The organism is Pantoea folii (genome assembly GCF_056678875.1).
This window is the reverse complement of sequence record NZ_JBWXON010000009.1, coordinates 1-16,355: the sequence shown is the minus strand read 5'-3', so window position 1 is coordinate 16,355 and position 16,355 is coordinate 1. Positions and strand designations below refer to the sequence as shown.

The 16,355-nt window shown below is 53.7% G+C and carries 14 protein-coding genes and 1 other annotated feature; of the genes, 3 read left to right on the top strand and 11 right to left on the bottom strand.

What is annotated here, in order from left to right; genetic code table 11:
• Positions 1 to 98: 98 nt before the first annotated feature.
• The 5 genes from dnaJ to tal form a co-directional block, all read right to left on the bottom strand.
• A complete protein-coding gene (dnaJ, locus tag AC1MDE_RS12060; protein ID WP_034826114.1) occupies positions 99 to 1,244 on the bottom strand; it encodes a molecular chaperone DnaJ in 1,146 nt (381 codons plus the stop codon).
• A gap of 103 nt (positions 1,245 to 1,347) precedes the next feature.
• Positions 1,348 to 3,258 (bottom strand): molecular chaperone DnaK, encoded by a 1,911-nt coding sequence (gene dnaK / locus AC1MDE_RS12055; RefSeq protein ID WP_058959368.1) that lies wholly within the window; start codon positions 3,256 to 3,258, stop codon positions 1,348 to 1,350.
• Between the two features lie 212 nt (positions 3,259 to 3,470).
• Entirely contained in the window at positions 3,471 to 4,772 is a 1,302-nt protein-coding gene (locus tag AC1MDE_RS12050; RefSeq protein ID WP_058959369.1) for an MFS transporter, read from the bottom strand.
• A 113-nt stretch (positions 4,773 to 4,885) separates the two neighbouring features.
• Positions 4,886 to 5,473 carry a molybdopterin adenylyltransferase gene (gene mog, locus AC1MDE_RS12045; protein ID WP_058959370.1) on the bottom strand — a complete coding sequence of 196 codons (588 nt, stop codon included), beginning with the start codon at positions 5,471 to 5,473 and terminating at the stop codon, positions 4,886 to 4,888.
• Positions 5,474 to 5,596: 123 nt separating this feature from the next.
• On the bottom strand, positions 5,597 to 6,550 hold the full coding sequence (gene tal, locus AC1MDE_RS12040) for a transaldolase (RefSeq protein WP_034826122.1): 954 nt from the start codon (positions 6,548 to 6,550) through the stop codon (positions 5,597 to 5,599).
• 213 nt (positions 6,551 to 6,763) lie between these two features.
• On the opposite strand from tal, the gene yaaA reads away from it, so the two are divergent.
• Positions 6,764 to 7,540: a peroxide stress protein YaaA gene (yaaA, locus tag AC1MDE_RS12035; protein WP_058959371.1), complete on the top strand. Its 777-nt coding sequence runs from the start codon at positions 6,764 to 6,766 to the stop codon at positions 7,538 to 7,540.
• 62 nt (positions 7,541 to 7,602) lie between these two features.
• On the opposite strand, the gene thrC is transcribed toward yaaA, so the two are convergent.
• The 5 genes from thrC to AC1MDE_RS12010 form a co-directional block, all read right to left on the bottom strand.
• Positions 7,603 to 8,886, bottom strand: coding sequence for a threonine synthase (gene thrC, locus AC1MDE_RS12030; protein ID WP_058959372.1), 1,284 nt, complete (start codon positions 8,884 to 8,886; stop codon positions 7,603 to 7,605).
• A 3-nt stretch (positions 8,887 to 8,889) separates the two neighbouring features.
• The gene (thrB, locus tag AC1MDE_RS12025; RefSeq protein ID WP_045815960.1) at positions 8,890 to 9,819 is read right to left on the bottom strand and encodes a homoserine kinase; all 930 of its coding nucleotides are present in this window, start codon (positions 9,817 to 9,819) and stop codon (positions 8,890 to 8,892) included.
• Positions 9,820 to 9,821: 2 nt separating this feature from the next.
• Positions 9,822 to 12,284 (bottom strand): bifunctional aspartate kinase/homoserine dehydrogenase I, encoded by a 2,463-nt coding sequence (thrA, locus tag AC1MDE_RS12020; protein WP_479398010.1) that lies wholly within the window; start codon positions 12,282 to 12,284, stop codon positions 9,822 to 9,824.
• A 26-nt stretch (positions 12,285 to 12,310) separates the two neighbouring features.
• Positions 12,311 to 12,433, bottom strand: a sequence feature (Thr leader region).
• Entirely contained in the window at positions 12,369 to 12,440 is a 72-nt protein-coding gene (gene thrL / locus AC1MDE_RS12015) for a thr operon leader peptide (RefSeq protein ID WP_128601299.1), read from the bottom strand. It overlaps the preceding feature by 65 nt.
• 202 nt (positions 12,441 to 12,642) lie before the next feature.
• The gene (locus AC1MDE_RS12010; RefSeq protein WP_038649173.1) at positions 12,643 to 13,332 is read right to left on the bottom strand and encodes a tRNA/rRNA methyltransferase; all 690 of its coding nucleotides are present in this window, start codon (positions 13,330 to 13,332) and stop codon (positions 12,643 to 12,645) included.
• Between the two features lie 609 nt (positions 13,333 to 13,941).
• Between AC1MDE_RS12010 and arcA the strand changes: the two genes are divergently transcribed.
• Positions 13,942 to 14,658: a two-component system response regulator ArcA gene (arcA, locus tag AC1MDE_RS12005; RefSeq protein WP_034826183.1), complete on the top strand. Its 717-nt coding sequence runs from the start codon at positions 13,942 to 13,944 to the stop codon at positions 14,656 to 14,658.
• 48 nt (positions 14,659 to 14,706) lie between these two features.
• Here the strand turns inward: arcA and creA are convergent, their stop codons facing one another.
• Positions 14,707 to 15,180: a protein CreA gene (creA, locus tag AC1MDE_RS12000; RefSeq protein ID WP_479398009.1), complete on the bottom strand. Its 474-nt coding sequence runs from the start codon at positions 15,178 to 15,180 to the stop codon at positions 14,707 to 14,709.
• A gap of 194 nt (positions 15,181 to 15,374) precedes the next feature.
• Here creA and robA point away from each other — a divergent pair, with 194 nt between their 5' ends.
• A complete protein-coding gene (gene robA / locus AC1MDE_RS11995; RefSeq protein ID WP_058959375.1) occupies positions 15,375 to 16,256 on the top strand; it encodes an MDR efflux pump AcrAB transcriptional activator RobA in 882 nt (293 codons plus the stop codon).
• Positions 16,257 to 16,355 lie beyond the last annotated feature (99 nt).

Sequence of the window (16,355 nt, the reverse complement as noted above, 5' to 3'; positions counted from 1 at the left end):
ATGTCTCGTTTATAGATCGGTAATAACGATCTATTAAATCACAGCCATAAAAAAAGCGGAGAGTCGCCTCTCCGCTTCATTGTGAACCACTTACCCGATTAGCGGGTCAGATCGTCAAAGAACTTTTTCACACCATCGAAGAAGCTTTTAGAGCGCGGGCTGTTTTTCTCACCCGTTGGGCCGCCAAAGCTCTCTTCCAGCTCACGCAACAACGCTTTCTGTTTGTCGTTGAGGCTAACTGGCGTTTCCACTACCACACGGCACAGCAAATCGCCAACGGCTCCGCCACGCACCGACTTCACACCTTTACCGCGCATGCGGAACAGCTTGCCGGTTTGCGTTTCAGACGGCACTTTCAGCTTCACGCGACCATCAAGAGTAGGCACTTCGATCTCGCCACCCAATGCCGCCATCGCGAAGTTGATCGGCACTTCACAGTACAGGTTGTTATCTTCACGTTCGAAGATCGGGTGTTTCTTCACCGAAACCTGAACGTACAGATCGCCCGCTGGCGCGCCGTGTTCACCCGCTTCACCTTCGCCGCTCAGACGAATGCGATCGCCGGTATCCACGCCTGCCGGGATTTTCACCGACAAGGTTTTCTGGCGTTCAACGCGACCATGCCCATGACAGGCGTTGCACGGATCTTTGATTACCGAACCACGACCGTGACAGGTCGGACACGCCTGCTGTACGGTGAAGAAGCCCTGGCGCATCTGCACCTGACCCGCACCATGACAGGTTGAACAGGTCTGTGGCTGCGTACCCGCTTTAGCCCCGCTGCCGTGGCAGACATCACACTCTTCCAGGGTAGGAATGCGGATCTCTTTGGTCACGCCGCGTACCGCTTCTTCCAGCGACAGCTCCATGTTGTAGCGTAAATCGGCGCCACGGGCAGCACGCTGACGGCGTCCACCACCAAAGATATCGCCAAATACGTCGCCAAAGATATCGCTGAAGTCAGCACCGCCGCCGCCAAAGCCGCCGCCACCGAATCCACCACCGCCCATGCCACCCTGTTCAAAGGCTGCATGGCCGTACTGGTCATAGGCCGCACGCTTCTGCGCATCGGTCAGGACTTCGTAGGCTTCTTTAATCTCTTTAAACTTAGCTTCGGCTTCTTTATTGTCCGGGTTACGGTCCGGATGGTATTTCATCGCCAGGCGCTTATAGGCCTTTTTGATTTCACGCTCATCTGCGGATTTAGAGACGCCTAAGATCTCGTAAAAATCACTCTTAGCCATTTTGTTCTGCCCTTAACATGATCGCACGGGCGTGGAGAGATCTCCTACGCCCGTGCTGGTTTCAACGGCTGTCAGGCCAGCCGTCGCGCCCGGTCAGGGGCAATTATTTTTTATCTTTAACTTCTTCGAATTCAGCGTCGACAACGTCGTCATCTTTCTTCGCTGAAGCGTCGCCAGCATCTGCTGCGCCCGCCTGGCCCTGCTGCTGTGCCAGTTCCATCAGTTTGCTTGAGACTTCCATCAATGCCTGCATTTTGGCTTCGATTTCCGCTTTGTCTTCGCCTTTCAGCGCAGTGTTCAGCTCGGTCAGCGCAGATTCGATCGGTGCTTTGTCTTCAGCAGACAGTTTGTCACCGGCTTCGTCCAACTGCTTACGGGTGCTGTGAGAAATCTGGTCACCCTGGTTGCGCGTCTGCACCAGCTCTTCGAACTTACGGTCAGACTCGGCGTTGGCTTCTGCGTCACGCACCATTTTTTCGATCTCTTCTTCGTTCAGACCTGAAGAAGCTTTGATGGTGATCTTCTGCTCTTTACCGCTGTTTTTGTCTTTCGCAGACACGTGCAGGATACCATCGGCATCGATATCGAAGGTCACTTCGATCTGCGGCATACCGCGCGGTGCAGCCTGGATACCGTCGAGGTTGAACTGGCCCAGAGATTTATTATCACCTGAACGCTTACGCTCACCCTGCAGCACGTGAATGGTCACGGCAGACTGGTTATCTTCAGCGGTTGAGAACACCTGGCTGTGCTTGGTTGGGATGGTGGTGTTCTTGCTAATCAGCGCAGTCATCACGCCACCCATGGTTTCGATACCCAGTGACAGTGGAGTCACGTCCAGCAGCAGAACGTCTTTCACGTCACCTGCCAGCACGCCACCCTGAACCGCAGCACCTACAGCAACGGCTTCATCCGGGTTCACGTCTTTACGTGGCTCTTTACCAAAGAACTCGGTCACTTTGGCCTGAACCATTGGCATACGTGTCTGACCACCGACGAGGATTACGTCGTTGATATCAGAAACAGACAGGCCAGCGTCCTGCAGAGCAACTTTCAGTGGCTCGATAGAACGGGTCACCAGATCTTCAACCAGTGATTCCAGCTTCGCACGGGTCACTTTGATGTTCAGGTGCTTAGGACCGGTTGCATCTGCAGTGATGTACGGCAGGTTCACGTCGGTCTGCTGCGCTGAAGACAGTTCAATCTTCGCTTTTTCAGCCGCTTCTTTCAGACGCTGCATCGCCAGCGGATCGTTATGCAGATCGATACCCTGATCTTTCTTGAATTCCGCGACTAAGTAGTTGATCAGACGGCTATCAAAGTCTTCACCACCGAGGTGAGTGTCACCGTTGGTCGCCAGTACTTCGAAGGTTTTCTCGCCATCAACTTCATCGATTTCGATGATAGAGATATCGAAAGTACCACCACCCAGGTCATATACCGCGATAGTACGGTTGCCCTGACCTTTATCCAGACCGTAAGCCAGTGCGGCTGCGGTAGGTTCGTTGATGATACGTTTTACGTCCAGACCCGCGATACGGCCGGCATCTTTGGTTGCCTGACGCTGTGCATCGTTGAAGTAAGCTGGAACAGTGATAACCGCTTCGGTTACCGCTTCACCGAGGAAATCTTCCGCGGTTTTCTTCATCTTTTTCAGCACTTCAGCAGAGATCTGCGGTGGTGCCATTTTCTGGTCTTTCACGTTCAACCATGCGTCACCGTTATCAGAACCGATGATTTTGTAAGGCATGATTTTGATATCACGCTGCACTTCTTCGTCCTGGAAACGACGGCCAATCAGGCGCTTGATCGCGAACAGGGTGTTCTGCGGGTTAGTCACCGCCTGACGTTTAGCCGGCTGACCGACCAGAGTTTCGCCATCTTGTGTATATGCAATGATTGACGGTGTGGTGCGATCGCCTTCGGCGTTTTCAAGCACACGTGCTTTACCACCATCCATAACCGCAACACATGAGTTGGTTGTACCCAAGTCAATACCAATAATCTTACCCATCTAAACGTCTCCCACTTAAATTCTTTGTCAATTAGCGTTGTTAGCAGATATGTGGTCAAACTGACCCTTTTCAACTGCTGTGACAGGCTTTTTTTGCTGCCTGACATCACTCGATGACAAGTAAATGGGGCCGCTTCAGAGCGCATCAAGGGTTAAAACTAAAATAATTTTAAAAAAATGCGGAAAAGAAAAAGGCGCTTACGCGCCTTAGGTTAGACATTCACCTGATTGAGCAGCGTCGATCGCTGTTTTTCGCTCTGCAGCCACAGGCCAACCAGCAAGCCAATCAGCGCCAACGCCAGCACATACCAGGCCGGCGCCATCGGCGTGAGTTGCATCATCAGCGTCACGCTGATCGGTGTCAGACCGCCGAAAATCGCATAGGCCACATTGTAGGAAAATGAGATACCGGTGAAACGCACCGCCGCCGGGAACGCTTTGACCATTACAAAGGGCACCACACCCACCACGCCCACGCTCAATCCCGCCAGGCCGTACCAGACGAACAGCATCTCAGGCGAGCCACCCAGTTGATGGAAGAAGTTCCAGCTGAAGATGGCCAACAGCAACGAACCGCCCATCAGCGTTAATGCCGCGCCGAAGCGATCCACCAGCCAGCCAGCGACGACGCAGCCAATCAGCAACATGATGGTAGCAACGCTATTCGCCTGCAGACTTAACGCTGCGGGAATCGCATGCTGCTTCTGCATTAATGTGGGTGCCATCAGGATCACCACCACAATGCAGGCCGAAAGCAGCCAGGTGACCAACATCGACACCACAATCCCGCGTTTATGGCTGGTCAAAATGGTTTGCAACGGGAGCTTATCGGATAACGCTTTACGTTCCTGCATCTGCTTAAACACTGGCGTTTCATGCAGCCAACGGCGCAGATACATCGCCAGTAAACCAAACAGGCCACCGAGGAAGAATGGAATGCGCCAGCCGTGATCGCGAATTGCAGCCGGTGAAAGTGTGGTGTTCAGCACCGTCGCCACCAGCGAACCCAGCAAAATGCCCGCCGTTAAACCTGCTGTCAGCGTGCCACAGGCAAAACCGATGCGTTTTTCCGGCACATGTTCAGCCACGAAGACCCACGCACCCGGCACTTCGCCACCAATCGCGGCGCCCTGCAGCACGCGCATCAGCAGCATCAAAATCGGCGCTGCGATGCCAATACTGGCATAAGTCGGCAGTGCGCCCATTGCCAGCGTGGGTAACGCCATTAACAGAATGCTCAGACTAAACATCTTCTTGCGCCCAACTTTGTCACCAAAGTGCGCCATGATGATGCCGCCCAGAGGACGCGCCAGATAACCTGCGGCGAAAATCGCGAAGGTCTGCACCTGACGCAACCACTCTGGGATATCCGGCGGGAAAAATAGCTCGCCAATTACGGTGGCGAAGAAAACGAAGATGATGAAGTCGTAGAATTCCAGCGCCCCGCCGAGGGCGGCCAGCGACAGGGTTTTATAATCCTGGCCGTTGAGACGGCGCATTGTGTGTGCATCCATAGTCGTGCGGTATCCAGAGGCAAAGTCAGTATGGTTGTAAAGCTGGAGTTACTATACCGTCAATATTTCGCCACACCAGCGGCGTTGGATTTTATGCCTGAAAACGGCGATTTTCAGACGTTTGTCTCACGCCTTGCACTTTTAGGGCGAAATGCTGCTACCACCTCGGGATCGGTTTCCACATAGGGCCCTTCCAGTAACTGTAAACAATAAGGTACGGCGGCAAAAATGCCTGGCACTTTCACTGCACCATCTTCTGCTTTCAGCCCTTCCAGCGTCTCTTTGATGGATTTGGGCTGGCCCGGCAGATTGAGGATCAGCGACTGTTTACGTATCACCCCCACCTGACGCGAAAGGATCGCAGTCGGCACAAACTGCAGGCTGATTTGACGCATCTGTTCGCCAAAACCCGGCATCTCACGATCGGCGACTGCCAGAGTGGCATCGGGCGTCACATCGCGGCGCGCAGGACCGGTTCCGCCGGTGGTCAACACCAGATTGCAGAACAGTTCATCGACCAGTTCGCAGATCGCCTGTTCAATCATCGGCTGCTCATCGGGCACTAAACGGGTTTCGATTTCAAACGGGGTAGTCAGCGCGGCGGCGAGCCAGGTTTCCAGCGCCGGAATGCCTTGATCCTGATAAATGCCATTAGCAGCACGATCGGAAACGGAAATTAATCCAATACGTAAAGTATCCATTAAGTTATCGCTGTGGTTGACCGCAATGCGGCAATTGAAGGGGAATGCAAAAAGGATAATACAAAGCGGAAGCGAGGGGAAAGCGTAAAACCGTGGCGACGGGTGGCGCCACGGCAAATCACCTTACAGCAGTTCGGCGATCATCTTCTCAAGTTTGCCCTGATCGATGGCAAAGTTGCGGATACCTTCAGCCAGTTTGGTCACGGCCATTGGATCCTGGTTGTGCTGCCAGAAGAACTCAGCTTCGGTCATTTTCGCAGGGCGCGCTTTGACTTCACCGGTATAGCTCAGCTTGCGCTCAACCGCGCCTTCGCTCTCTGCCAGCTCTTTCAGCAGGCCCGGAGAGATGGTCAGACGGTCACAGCCGGCCAGTTCGATGATTTCACCGATGTTACGGAAGCTGGCACCCATTACCACAGTTTCATAACCGTGCTGTTTGTAATAGTTGTAGATTTCCGCCACTGACACCACGCCTGGATCTTCATGCGCAGCGTACTCTTTCTTATCGGTGTTCTGCTTGTACCAGTCGAGGATACGGCCTACGAATGGCGAGATCAGGAACACGCCTGCTTCAGCACAAGCACGCGCCTGTGCGAAGGAGAACAACAGAGTCAGGTTACAGTTGATGCCTTCTTTTTCCAGCTGCTCAGCAGCACGGATGCCCTGCCAGGTTGAGGCCAGTTTGATCAGGATACGGTCGTTGCTGATGCCAGCATCGTTGTACAGCTTGATCAGGCTACGTGCCTTCGCGATGCTCGCTTCGGTGTCGTAGGAGAGACGAGCGTCAACTTCGGTAGAGATACGGCCTGGGATCAGTTTCAGAATTTCCAGACCAATGTTGACGGCCAGCTTGTCAGAAACCAGTGCCAGCTGCTCTTCTTTGTTGCTGCTCTGCTGACGTGCCCAGGTAATGGCTTCGTCAATCAGTTTGCGGTATTCAGGGATTTGAGCGGCGTTGAGGATCAAAGAAGGGTTGGTGGTCGCATCTTGCGGCTGATAAAGCTTCATCGCCGCGATATCACCGGTGTCGGCGACCACAGTAGTCAGCTGACGCAAGGAAGTAAGTTTGTCCGTCATGGTTCTCTTTCTCTTAGGTTGACTGTCAGGGTGTAAAAGGCTGTTGGGATAATATCACGCACAATTCAGTGCGCAACATCACGAAGTGCCTCATTACGATAGCGCTAACAAATGGGAGCGATTTGCCGATCCGTGCAGCTTTTTTGCTACACTCGTCGCAACTTAATTCCCACCAATCCCCTGTAAACAGGCGGGTCAACAAGGACAAACACGATGCTGATGGTTATCTCGCCAGCGAAGACACTGGATTTTGAAAGCCCGCTGGCGACACAGCGCTTTACGCAGTCAACACTGTTAGAAAAATCACAACAGCTGATCGATGTTGCGCGCGATCTTTCACCGGCGCAGATCAGTTCACTAATGAGCATCAGCGACAAACTGGCACATCTGAATGCCGATCGCTTCAACCAGTGGCAGCCGCCCTTCACGCTCGAAAATGCCCGACAGGCAATTCTGGCGTTTAAAGGCGACGTGTACACCGGTTTGCAGGCTGAAACGTTCAGTGATGCAGATTTCGATTTTGCCCAGCAGCACCTGCGCATGCTGTCCGGTTTATACGGCGTGCTGCGCCCACTGGATTTGATGCAGCCTTATCGTCTGGAAATGGGCATCAAGCTGGCCAACCCGGCGGCGAAAGATCTCTACGGTTTCTGGGGTGATTTACTGACGCAGAAACTCAATGAAGCGATGGCCGAGCAAGGCGATGAGGTGCTGATCAACCTGGCATCTGATGAGTACTTCAAAGCGGTGAAGCCGAAGCAACTGAACGGTGAGTTGATCAAGCCGGTGTTCCTTGATGAGAAGAACGGCAAGTTTAAAGTGATCAGTTTTTACGCCAAGAAAGCGCGTGGCCTGATGAGCCGCTATGTAATTCAGAACCGCCTGAGCAAGCCCGAGCAGCTGAAACAGTTTGATGTTGATGGCTACTTCTTTGCGGCTGATGAGAGCAAAGGTAACGAGCTGGTGTTTAAGCGCCACGAACAGAAATAAAAAAGGTCGCCATCATGGCGACCTTACTCTTCAAAACGCGCATGGTCGCGCGCCTGTTTGCATTACTTCATCAAGAACTTACGCAGTTCAGCGAAGTCTGCCGCCATATTATGCGACAGCAGTGGCAGCTCAGCGCGCTCTGCCAGCTCTTTTGGCAGCGGCAATTCCTGACCCAGAATCTCGTCCACGCTCTCTTTAAACTTGGCCGGATGCGCGGTGCCGAGGAACAGGCCGAACTCGCCTTCCTGCAGGTTGTCGCGCAGCATGCGATAGGCAATCGCCGCGTGCGGTTCAGAGATGTAGCCAATTTCCGCCAGCTCACGCATGGTGGCTTTGGTGGTCTCATCCGATACCGCGCCAGACACCAGATCGGTCAGGCGCCAGGTTTTACGACGGAACAGCTCTTCCACGCGCGGCCAGTTGTTCGGCTGGCTGACGTCCATAGCGTTAGACAGGGTTGCCACTGTCGCATTCGGCAGCCATTCGCCGTTGCCCAGGAAACGTGGCACGGTGTCGTTGGCGTTGGTGGCAGCGATAAAGCGCTTGATCGGCAAGCCGAGGGATTTCGCCAGCAGGCCTGCGGTCAGGTCACCAAAGTTACCGCTTGGCACGGAAACCACCAATTGATTGCGCTGCTCTTGTGGCAGTTGCGCCACCGCTTCGAAGTAATAGCAAATCTGCGCCAGCAAGCGGCTGATGTTGATGGAGTTAGCCGAGTTCAGGCCAATCGCTTTCTTCAGCGCTTCATCATCAAACGCCTGCTTCACCAGCGCCTGGCAGGCATCGAAATCGCCTTCCACCGCGATGGTTTCAATGTTGCCGCCCAGCGTACAGAACAGCTTTTCCTGCAGCGGGCTGATTTTGCCCTGCGGATAGAGGATAACGACACGCACGTTTTCCATGCCGTAGAAGGCATGTGCCACGGCGGCGCCGGTATCACCGGAGGTCGCGGTCAGAATGGTGATTTGCTCATCAGCGCCTGACACATAAGAGAGCATTTGCGCCATGAAACGGCCGCCGAAGTCTTTGAATGCCAGCGTGGGGCCGTGGAACAGTTCGAGGCACGCCACATCTGCACTGACTTTCGCCACCGGCGCGGGGAAGGCAAAGGCGTTTTTCACGCGCTCAGCCAACTGGTGCGCGGCAATCTCATCGCCAATGTAAGCAGAGAGAATTTTGCTGCTGCGGCTGACGAAATCCATCTCCAGCATCGCATCGATGTCGGTCAGTTCGAATTCCGGCAGTTCGAGCGGGAAGAACAGCCCTTGCTGCGAGCCGAGGCCCTGTTTAACGGCCTGAGCAAAACTAACCTGCTCGTTGTGATCCTTAAGGTTGTAGAGTTTCATGCGTTATCCCAAGTTACGTGCGCCAGCCGTATCAAGACGGCAGATATGGACGAAGCCTTCATCGTTCTGCAGATAGTGCTGGCTCAGCCAGTCTGCCATCCGCTGTGCCGTTGCCATCTCGTTGCAAACGGCGAAAAGTGTCGGGCCGGAGCCCGAAATACCACAGGCCAACGCGCCGATGTCGGCAGCCGCCTGGCGCGCCTCAGCGAAGCCCGGCAGCAGTTTGGTGCGGTAAGGTTCTGCAATCACATCCTGCATCAGTTTAGCCGCCAGCAGCGGCTGGCGGGTATGACAGGCGTGAATAAAGCCCGCTAACAGACGGCCATGCTTGATGGCATCGTCTTTGCGGTACTGCGCAGGCAGAATCGCGCGTGCTTCAGCGGTTGAGACTTTAATGCCTGGATAGGCCATCACCCACAGCCAGTCATCAAAGCACGGCACATCCTGTGAGATGATACCGTTTTCTTCAATCATCAGCTGTACACCGCCGAGGAAGCAAGGCGCGACGTTATCAAAGTGCACGCTGCCGGAAATACGCCCTTCCAGCTCGCCCATCAAGGCCAGCAGCTCGGTATCGTTCAATGGCTTGCCGCAGAACTCGTTCATCGCCATTAAACCCGCGACCACCGAGCAGGCGCTGGAACCCAGACCGGAACCGATCGGCATATTCTTTTCCAGTGTCATCGCGACAGGCACTTCTTTACCAATCGCCTGGCAGAAACGTTCCCAGCACTGATAAACGATGTTCTCTTGCGGATTGGTTGGCAGCTTGCTGACAAAGCGCCCGGTGTTCACCAGGCTGAAGCTGTCGGCCGCTTCTACCGATACGCAGTCACCCAACAGAGTGCCATCCACCGGCGAAACCGCCGCGCCCAGCACATCAAAGCCGACGCTGACGTTACCTATTGAGGCCGGTGCATAAATTTTTACCATCATCAAACTCCCAACTTCCACGACAGTGTACGCAGCAAGTCGGCAAACACGCCGGCCGCTGTGACATCATTCCCCGCGCCGTATCCACGCAGAACCAGCGGGATCGGCTGATAATAGCGGCTGTAAAACGCCAGCGCGTTCTCGCCGTTCTTCACTTTGTACAGCGGATCGTTGCCGTCCACCGCATCGATTTTCACTTTGCAGACGCCGCCTTCTTCAATGGCGCCGACGAAGCGTAACACTTTACCTTCATCACGCGCTTTGGCAACGCGGGCGGCAAAAGCATCATCCAGTTCCGGCAGGCGGGCCATAAACTGCTCGACGTCAGCGATGTCGGTGAGTTCAGCTGGCAGCAGCGGCTCAATCTCGATATCGCTCAGCTCCAGTTGATGACCCGCTTCACGCGCCAGAATCAGCAGTTTACGCGCCACATCGGTGCCTGAAAGATCGTCACGCGGATCCGGCTCGGTGAAGCCCATCTCACGCGCCATTTTGGTGGCTTCAGACAGTGAAACGCCTTCGTCCAGTTTCCCGAAGATAAAGGAGAGTGAACCGGAGAGAATACCGGAGAATTTGATCAGCTCGTCACCGGCATTCAGCAGATTTTGCAGGTTTTCGATCACTGGCAGACCAGCACCGACGTTGGTGTCGTACAGGAACTTACGACGCGATTTCGCCGCGGCCGCACGCATCTGCTGATAGTAATTCCACGACGAGGTATTGGCCTTTTTGTTCGGCGTCACCACGTGGAAACCTTCAGCAAGGAAGTCAGCATATTGATCGGCCACCGCCTGGCTGGAAGTACAGTCCACAATCACCGGGTTCAGCAGGTGATACTCCTTCACCAAACGCATCAGACGACCGAGATTGAACGGCTCTTTGGCTTCGCTCAGCGCGCCTTTCCAGTCGCTGAGATCGATGCCGTGCACATTGGTTAACAGCGCGCGAGAATTGGCGATACCGCACACGCGCAGATCGATGTGCTTCTCTTTCAGCCACGCCTGCTGACGATGCAGCTGCTCCAGCAACGCCGCGCCGACACCGCCGACACCGACAACGAACACTTCGATCACCTGATCGGTGGCGAACAGCATCTGATGCACCACGCGCACGCCAGTGGTCACTTCATCATTGCTCACCACCACCGAGATGGAACGCTCAGAGGAACCCTGCGCAATCGCCACGATATTGATGTTGGCACGCGCCAGCGCCGAGAAGAATTTGGCGGAGATGCCGCGCAAGGTGCGCATGCCATCGCCGACCACGGAAATCACCGCCAACTGCTCCAGCACATCGAGTGGATCCAGCAGGCCATCTTTCAGCTCCAGATAGAACTCTTCTTCCAATACACGGCGCGCACGCGCCTGCTCGCTCTGCGGTACGCAGAAACTGATGCTGTATTCAGAAGAGGATTGGGTGATCAGCACCACCGAGATACCGGTACGCGACATCGCGGCAAACACGCGTGCTGCCATGCCGACCATGCCTTTCATACCAGGACCGGAGACGTTAAACATCGCCATATTATTCAGGTTGGTGATGCCTTTCACCGGGTTCTCATTCAGCTCGCCTTCGCCACCGATCAAAGTGCCGGGCGCTTGCGGGTTGGCGGTATTTTTGATCAGACAAGGAATCTGGAACTGGGCAATCGGAGCAATGGTGCGCGGATGAAGGACTTTCGCGCCGAAGTAAGACAGCTCCATCGCTTCCTGGTAGGACATCGACTTCAGCAGTCGCGCATCCGGCACCTGGCGTGGATCGCAAGTGTAAACACCGTCTACGTCAGTCCAGATCTCGCAGCAGTCCGCACGCAAGCAGGCAGCCAGCACCGCCGCCGAGTAGTCAGAGCCATTACGGCCCAGCACCACCAGTTCGCCCTTCTCGTTACCGGCGGTAAAACCGGCCATCAGGATCATGTGATCGGCTGGGATCTGGCTGGCCGCGATGCGACGGGTTGACTCGGCGATATCCACGGTGGATTCGAGGTAGTGACCAACGGCCAGCAGTTTCTCCACCGGATCGATCACCGTGACTTTATGGCCGCGCGCCTGCAGCAGCGCTTCCATGATAGCGATAGAGAGCTTCTCACCACGGCAGATGATGGCGGCGTTCACTGCATCCGGACACTGTCCCAGCAGGCTGATGCCGTGCAGCACCTGTTTCAGCTGGGCAAATTCCAGCTCGATGCGGGTTTTCAGGCCATCATAATCGAAGCCCGGCTGAGCCTCCGCCAGGCCCTGCAGCAGATCGGCAAAAATACGTTCGGCATCGCTGATATTCGTCAGTGCGTCCTGGCCGCTGATGGTTTTCTCAATCATCGCCACCAGATGATTGGTGATTTTCGCTGGCGCAGAGAGCACGGTGGCAACCTGTCCCTGTTGCGCGTTGCTTTCCAGAATATCTGCCACGCGGAGAAAACGTTCCGCATTGGCTACTGAGGTTCCGCCGAATTTCAGCACTCGCATGATTGAAGCTCTCCTGAATTTTTGCCGAAAAAAAAACCCGCACTGTTTAGGTGCGGGCTTTTTTCTTTGTTTTTCCTGTATGCGTCAGCCCGCACCGTTACCTGTGGTAATGGTGGTGGTAATAATAATTGTGGTGTTCAGGCTGTGATTACGCATTGATATTTTTTCTGTCTGTCTTTGTCTTGTCCGTCTGCCTTCCAGAAGTAAAGCAAAGCGCACGTTAAGTCAACGAATTTGTCTTAGCCGCTATTTTGAGGCGACTGCGCAGAGTTCGGTGTCTGCGCATAAATCATATTGGGATCGTTCGACTGATCGCCCTGTTTCCCGATCAGTCACTATTAAAAACGATATTCACCGATTATTTATCTATAAGTTTTTTTTCTACATCATGTAGCAGGCGATGCAGCATGGCGCTATCGCGCTGTTCCAGTAGGCCAATGCGCTGATCGATCCAGTCCGCCATTTTGGCATCGTCGCTCACCTCCAGTTTCACCAGCAGCTGGTGGAAGCGCTCGCGCAGCGCCTGCAGCTGGTGTTCGTTCGCCACTTCTTTCACTTCTGCCGCGACCTGATTCAGCGCCGACAGCTGATAGCAGTACACCATTACCGCCTGTCCGAGGTTGAGTGAAGGATAATCATTGGCCATTGGAATGCCGGTCAGCAGATCGACCTGATCCAGCTCTTCATTGGTTAAGCCACTGTCTTCACGACCAAATACCAGCGCGATTCGGCTCAGCCACTGGCGCTTCTCCTGCAGAATGGTTTCGACTTGCGCCGGCGTGGCGTAGTAGCGGAACTTCGCACGACTGCGGGCGGTGGTGGCGACCGAGAAATCGACATCGGCCAGCGCCTCACTCAGCGTGGCGTAGGTTTTGACGTTATCGAGAATCTCACCGGCACCGTGCGCAACACGACGCGCAGCCGGGTCTTGCCAGGCATCGCTGGCGACAATACGCAGTTCGCTAAAACCCATGGTTTTCATGGCACGAGCGGCCGCGCCGATATTTTCCGGACGGGCGGGTGAGACAAGGATTAGGGGGAAATGCATGATTTTTCCATCGAACTGTTAACAACTCGCCCTATGTTGGCATGCAGTGGCAAAAATACCAACCGCACGGACAAGAGAAAATAAGATGTTAAGGATGTTAAAAGAGGATAAAAGCGATGGGGAGAAGATATTGTGGGATATAACTAAAATTTTCACGCTTAATTAATATAAATCTATTGTTTTTCATATTATTAAAATATTATTTCCTGCAGGTTTTAGTTTTACCGTTATGCAGCCAAAATGTAGCAAAAATGCTGCTTTTTGTGAGCTAAGCTGGCATTCCTGGAGAAGTTTTTCATAAAAGTGTTAACGTGCTACACTTGCATTTGATATAAGTCAACGAAGCGTTGTTTTTATGCTTATCGGTTGTTGTTGGTGCTGTTAGGTTGCTGTTAATACGGTTAGGATAAGCGCCAGTCCGATACCCACGGGGCACGCAAATATTCATCCTGACTGGCTGAGCTAACACTGAAGTTGACATAGATGGATGGTGTATTCCGAAGATTATTTCGTACACCGGTTGCGTAAGGCACGCTGTTTTGATGAACAGTAAACGCAGCCATCGTACGCCCTGTTTTCGATTTGTTGGCAAATTTTAGGTAGCGAAACATGCAGACCCCGCACATTCTTATCGTTGAAGACGAACTGGTCACGCGTAACACCCTCAAAAGTATTTTTGAGGCGGAAGGTTACGTGGTCTATGAAGCCACCGACGGCGCCGAGATGCATCAGGTTTTGACGGAAAATGACGTCAATCTGGTGATCATGGATATCAACCTGCCAGGCAAAAACGGTTTGCTGCTGGCACGCGAATTGCGTGAACAAGCAAACGTTGCGCTGATGTTCCTGACAGGTCGTGATAACGAAGTGGATAAAATCCTCGGCCTGGAGATTGGCGCCGATGATTACATCACTAAACCGTTTAACCCACGTGAGCTGACGATTCGTGCACGCAACCTGTTATCGCGCACCATGAATCTGGCGATGCCAAGTGAAGAACGTCGCGCGGTTGAAAGCTATCGCTTTAACGGCTGGGAGCTGGATATTAACAGCCGCTCACTGATCAGCCCGAACGGTGAACAGTATAAGCTGCCACGCAGTGAGTTCCGCGCGATGCTGCACTTCTGCGAAAACCCGGGCAAGATTCAAACCCGTGGCGATCTGCTGAAGAAGATGACGGGTCGTGAGCTGAAGCCGCATGACCGCACCGTGGATGTCACCATCCGCCGCATTCGTAAGCATTTCGAATCCACCCCGGATACGCCAGAAATCATCGCCACCATTCATGGCGAAGGGTATCGCTTCTGTGGTGAATTGCAGGATTAAGTTTGCTGCAGTAAAAGAAAAACGCCCATCAGGGCGTTTTTTTATGCCTCAATGCCACGGCATGATTGGCACAGCGCTCAGCGCATTCTTCGGCGAACCGTCCACCACTTTATCTGAGTAGCTCAGGTAAACCAGCGCATGACGTTTTTGATCATAGAAGCGCACCACCTGCAGCTTCTTAAATACCAATGAAGTGCGCTTTTGGAAGACCACTTCTCCTTGCGCCTTGCCTTGTGCGATTTTATCGCTAAGCTCTACAGGCCCAACCTGCTGGCAGGAGATGGCCGCGTCGGAAGTATCTTCCGCCAGACCTAATCCGCCCTTGATCCCACCTGTTTTCGCCCGGCTGATATAACAGGTTACATTTTTTACGTCGGGGTCATCGAAGGCTTCCACCACGATCTTATGATCGGGGCCAAACATCTTGAACACCGTGTCTACCGAGCCAACTTCCTCGGCCTGGACACCCGCGCTGAACACAGCCGTTACCAGCGTGATTATAAGAAAGCGAGCTATTGTCATTGAGTTACCATTGCCAATCGAATAGATGAGACTGTAATGTACTGTCAATTGAACCCGGAACCAAACCTAAACGGGTTGTAGCCCGCATTGATTTAACACAGCCGATTGACAAACCGCCCCCACGCTTTTGTGCATTTCGTGCTATTATTCGACGACTTCATAGTTGCGCCACCAGAGAGTTATGAGGATGTTTTATGGACCAAGCCGGTATCATTCGCGATTTGCTTGTCTGGCTGGAGAGCCATCTGGATCAACCCCTTTCATTAGATAATGTTGCGTTGAAAGCGGGCTACTCCAAGTGGCACCTGCAGCGTATGTTCAAGGAAGTGACGAGCCACGCCATCGGCGCTTACATCCGCGCGCGTCGCCTGTCGAAAGCCGCTGTGGCCTTGCGCCTGACCAGCCGCCCGATCCTCGACATCGCTTTACAATACCGCTTCGATTCACAGCAGACTTTTACCCGTGCGTTTAAAAAGCAGTTTAATCAAACGCCCGCCTGGTATCGTCGCTCATCGGAATGGAACTCCTTCGGCATTCGCCCGCCGATTCGTCTCGACGATCACCACATGCCTGAGGCCACGTTTGTCACGCTGCCGGAAACGGTGCTGGTCGGGCAAACGCAAAGTTACACCTGTACGCTGGAGCAAATTTCCAGCTACCGTGACGAAATGCGCATCCATTTCTGGAAACAGTTCCTGCTGGAAACTGATACCGTGCCACCGGTGTTATACGGTCTGCATCAGGTACGTGCCAGCCATGAAAAGGATGATGAGCAGGAGATTCTCTACACCACGGCAGTGCCTGCCGATCAACAGGCATTGAGCATGCAGTCGAATCAAAAGGTGATTCTCGAAGCCGGGGATTACGTGCAGTTCACCTATAACGGTGCGCGCAGCGCACTAGGTGAGTTCATTCTGCTGCTATACGGCACCTGTATGCCAACGTTGGGTCTGGTGCGTCGTCAGGGCCAGGATATTGAGCGTTTCTTCACGCATGGCGGTAAGAAACGCAGCGAGCCGCCAACGGAAATCCGTTGCGAATACCTGATTCCCATTCGCCCGCAGCAGAATCGCTGATATGAAAATGCCGTCATGATGACGTAATGCTTGTCAGTTAAGATCTTAATGGAGGCCGCAACGGATAACGTTGCGGCTTCTTTTTTACCGCCCTTGGGT